General features: G+C 44.9%; 2 protein-coding genes. Both read left to right on the top strand.

Annotated features, from left to right (window positions below):
• Nucleotides 1-520: 520 nt before the first annotated feature.
• On the top strand, nt 521-3,424 hold the full coding sequence (locus tag GNF10_RS35475) for a PAS domain S-box protein (RefSeq protein WP_260446199.1): 2,904 nt from the start codon (nt 521-523) through the stop codon (nt 3,422-3,424).
• The gene (locus tag GNF10_RS35470; protein WP_185582140.1) at nt 3,421-4,044 is read left to right on the top strand and encodes a response regulator transcription factor; all 624 of its coding nucleotides are present in this window, start codon (nt 3,421-3,423) and stop codon (nt 4,042-4,044) included. Before GNF10_RS35475 ends, GNF10_RS35470 begins: the two co-directional genes overlap by 4 nt.
• Nucleotides 4,045-4,442 lie beyond the last annotated feature (398 nt).

Below are 4,442 nucleotides of genomic sequence, written 5' to 3'. Positions count from 1 at the left end.
TAAATTATATTTTCACTTACAAGCATTGTTAATTGATTCTTGATCTGGCTTAAATACGACTTTTTCAGCAAGCCCTAATTATAATTTTTTATACATTTAGATACAAGTATTACTTAGGTAATAGCTCCTAAAGACATAATTCGGCGTGATCTCAAAATTTAAGTATGAAAAACAATATACAAACTTCTTGATTAATTCTTGCTTAACGCTGAATCAGTAGTAACATTCGTAATGTTTATGATTATGGTAATCGATCACCAGCAATTCTCTTTATGAGAATAATTATCACTATCACTACCAGCTATGCAAAATTTCAAGTTTTAGATGATTATCAACGCACTCTAGTGATTCTCTTGAACCTATCCCACTAATAATATTTTTGCTACAAAGCTTAAGCTTCTTGAGAACTGAAAACGAAAAATTAAGGTTTTCAAGCACATTTTATGAAAATAAGTAACGATTTTTATAATAGTGGGATAGGTTCTTAGAAGATTTTGGGGGAGAGTCCCTAGAGCAATGGATGCATAAGCGTCCAGATATATGCCTTTATCCACTTTTCTTGGTCTTGCGATCGCCCTCACCGAGATTCTGGGCAGAATCCATGCAGCCAATATCCTCTCTGGCGCTTTTGAGCCTACCGCTGGATGCTTCAAACTCCCAAAAAGTAGCTTGGTTCAATTGTGTTAACATCAACCAAGAAAAGATGCAGAAATGGGCAGAACACACTCCCATGAATTATCTACATAAATTTCATCTAGTCGAGGCAGAAAAAGCGCGAGTCTTAGGGCAATTTTTTGAGGCTGAAGAGTTTTACGAGCGAGCGATCGCGGGGGCTGCTGAAAATGAGTTGATCCAGGAAGAAGCACTGGCCTATGAATTAGCAGCTAAACATTATCTGGCGCGAGGGCGGTCAAAAATTGCTCAAACTTACATTAAAGAGGCGCACTATTGCTACGATCGCTGGGGCGCAACCGCTAAAGTTAAAGATTTAGAAAAACGCTATCCACAACTCCTCAACACCAACCTAGTTCGGCAATCACATTCAATCGTGACCGATGAAACGATCCGTCATCCGACTGCGGCGATCGATTGGGCTGCGGCGATGAAAGCGGCTCAAGCCATCTCAGAAATGATCCATCTCGATCAATTAACTGCAACGTTGATGCAGGTGGTGATAGAAAATGCCGGAGCCGAAACTGGCGCTCTGGTTCTCCTGGAAGATGATCGGCTCACTGTTGTGGCTCAGTGCAGTGGAAGTAGACAGTGTAACCTAGAAAAGATCACTGTTGCTAGCTGTGCAACAATTCCTGTCTCCGTCATCCAATCAGTAGAACGCACATTTGAAACTCTGGTGTTTGATGATGCAATCAGCGAACCGTCTTTTTCAACTGATCGGTATATTCAAAACCAACAAACGCGATCGCTCCTGTGTATGCCCATTCTCAAGCAAAATCAGCTGATTGGCATACTTTATCTGGAGAACAATCTCAGTACCGGAGTGTTTACCAGCGATCGCTTACAAGTCCTTAAACTGTTGATTGCTCAGGCAGCAATTTCACTGGAGAATGCTCGGTTATATGAACGGTTATCGGATTATTCCGAAACACTGGAAAGGAAGGTAGAAGAGCAAACTCAAGCTTTGCAGCAGGAGATCGCGGAACGTCAACAAACCGAAGCCGCATTGAGACAAAGTGAAGCAAATTATCGCAACCTGCTACAAACCGCGAATTCCGTTATCATTCGCTATGATCCGCAAGGACGGATTCGCTACATCAACGATTATGGGGTAAAACTTCTTGGCTATGAAGAACATCAGATTTTAGGGCGAACCTTATTTGAAACAATCATTCCAGACATCGAAATCTCTGGACGCGATGTCAAACCCTTTGTCCATGATTTACTTCGTAATCCTCAATCGTACCCGCAAGGCGAGGGTGAAAACCTGTGTCGAGACGGTCGGCGAGTTTGGGTTGTTTGGTCAAATCAAGCCATCTTCAATGAACAGGGAGATGTCGTTGAAATCTTATCGGTTGGCAATGACACCACCCAGCGTAGACAAGCAGAAGAGGCATTACAACGCAGTGAAGCCAAGTTCCGAACTATTTTTGAAAACTCACAGGTTGGTATCTACCGAACCCGCACCCATGATGGCTTAATTCTCAATGCCAATCAACGCTTTGCCGATCTGTTTGGTTTTGATTCACCCCAAGAGATTATTGGAATTGAACACACTATAGGCTATTGGGTCAATCCCAGCGATCGCGAACAAGGCATTGAGGTGATGAAGCGGGATGGGGAAGTGCGAAGCTATGAAGCACAGATGCGAAAACGAGATGGGACAGTGTTTTGGGGACTTTTCTCTTCTTATTTGAATGCAGCCGATGACTACATCGAAGGGGTGATTGCAGATATTAGCGATCGCAAACAGGCAGAAGTTGCGCTGCAAGCCTCTGAAGCAGAGCTACGGGCGCTCTTTTCAGCCATTCCCGATCCGCTATGTGTTGTTACTGCCCAAGGGCGAGTGATCGAAACAGTCGCAGGGAATCCGAGGCAGTTGTATAGTTCAGTTGAGGAGAAGGTTGGTAAAACACTGCATCAGATTTTTGAAGAAGAACAAGCCGATAAATTCATGGGTTATATTCAGCAGGTGCTGAGAACCCAACAAGTGCTTACCCTTGAGTACAGCCTACAGATAGATGGACGAGAAACTTGGTTTTCAGCGCGCATTGCACCGATTCGGCACGAACAGGTGATTTGGATAGCGCGAGATATTACGCTGCAAAAGCAAGCAGAAGCAGCCTCAATTTTGGAAGAACGTAACCGCATGGCACGCGAAATTCACGACACACTCGCTCAGGCGTTTACGGGCATTCTGGCTCAGGTGGGAGCGGCAAAACAGGTGCTAACGGATGATGTAGAAGCAACTGAGGCACACCTAGACCTGATCAAAGAATTGGCGCGAACTGGACTGGTTGAAGCGCGGCGATCGGTAGTAGCGCTCCGTCCTCAGCTTTTGGAGGAAGGCAGTCTACAGAGCGCTCTACATCGTCTCGTCGCTCAACTCAGAACTGCCGCAATGGATACCACTTTATATTATGAGATTGAGGGTGCAGTATATTCTCTGCCGACTGAAGTCGAGAGTAACCTACTGCGGATTGGGCAGGAAGCATTAATCAATGCGATTAGACACGCCAATGCTGACGAAATTCGAGTGAAGCTAGGATACGATCGCGATCAGTTTTGCTTGCGCGTGCAAGACAATGGACAGGGCTTTGGAGTTGGGAGTATTCCAGCCTCTGAGGGTTTTGGCTTACTAGGCATGAGCGAACGAGCAGAGCGCATCGGTGCACAACTCACGATTCGGAGTCAACCTGGAGAAGGAACAGAGATGATTGTTACCGTCGATCGGGAGGCATCACAATGAGCCAAGCCATTCGGGTTCTGATTGCAGACGATCATGCTATTTTTCGGCAAGGATTAGCCACCATTATTAACCGTGACCCAGATATGCAGGTGATTGCCCAAGCCGAAAATGGGGAACAAGCGATCGCTCTATTTGGGGAACACCAACCGGATGTCACGCTCATGGATCTCCGAATGCCTGAAGTGGAAGGAGTTGCCGCCATCGGTGCAATTTGTGCTACTGCTAAATCTGCTCGGATTATTGTACTGACCACGTATGATAGTGACGAAGATATTTATCGGGGATTGCAGGCAGGCGCAAAAGGATATCTGTTGAAAGAAACTGAACCTGACGAGCTTCTGAATGCCATTCGTACCGTTCATCGGGGTCAGAAGTATATTCCGCCTGATGTAGGAGCAAAGTTGGTACAGCGCCTCAGCAATCCAGAACTGAGTGAACGAGAACTAGAAGTACTCCGCTCACTGGCTCAGGGGATGAGTAATGCCGATATTGCAGATGCTTTGAGTATCGGTGAAGGCACTGTCAAATCTCATGTTAATCGGATTTTGAATAAATTGGATGTGAGCGATCGCACCCAAGCTGTAATTGTTGCCGTTAAACGCGGCATTGTTAATTTATGAGGCGTACTTTCGATAGAATTGGGATTCTAACTTGAGTTATAACTAGCCTTCTACTCCACGATGGCATGGTTGCTCTATCAATTTATACTGTAAAAATTTTAACTCGCTATAGACGACAGCTTGAAGGCGATTGCCTATATTGAGTTTATGCAAATAGAAGTGCATCCAATCAGGCAAATCATGCTCCTTGAGAGCGGTAAGAGGCTGTCTCCAAAGAAATGTAAACGGGACGGAAGCGGGCGATCGCAAACGCTCAAATCCTTAGTTTAAGCGAATTACTGGAATGACACCAAAGCAGGTTCGTTAATTCCACAAGAATCTCAATACTGCTCGGTTAAGGAGAAATAGAGGGTAAAACAAAGAAAATAGTGTTCGCGGATGATTGACGCGAATAAAAT

Source organism: Nostoc sp. UCD121, assembly GCF_014222285.1.
Classification (GTDB): domain Bacteria; phylum Cyanobacteriota; class Cyanobacteriia; order Cyanobacteriales; family Nostocaceae; genus Nostoc.
The sequence above is the reverse complement of the archived record's forward strand: the minus strand, read 5'-3'. Positions and strand labels throughout refer to the sequence as shown.

Excerpts from the sequence above, each read along its gene's own strand:
- GNF10_RS35475 (WP_260446199.1), top strand. The coding sequence starts at position 521 with ATGCATAAGCGTCCAGATATATGCCTTTATCCACTTTTCTTGGTCTTG.
- GNF10_RS35470 (WP_185582140.1), top strand. The coding sequence starts at position 3,421 with ATGAGCCAAGCCATTCGGGTTCTGATTGCAGACGATCATGCTATTTTT.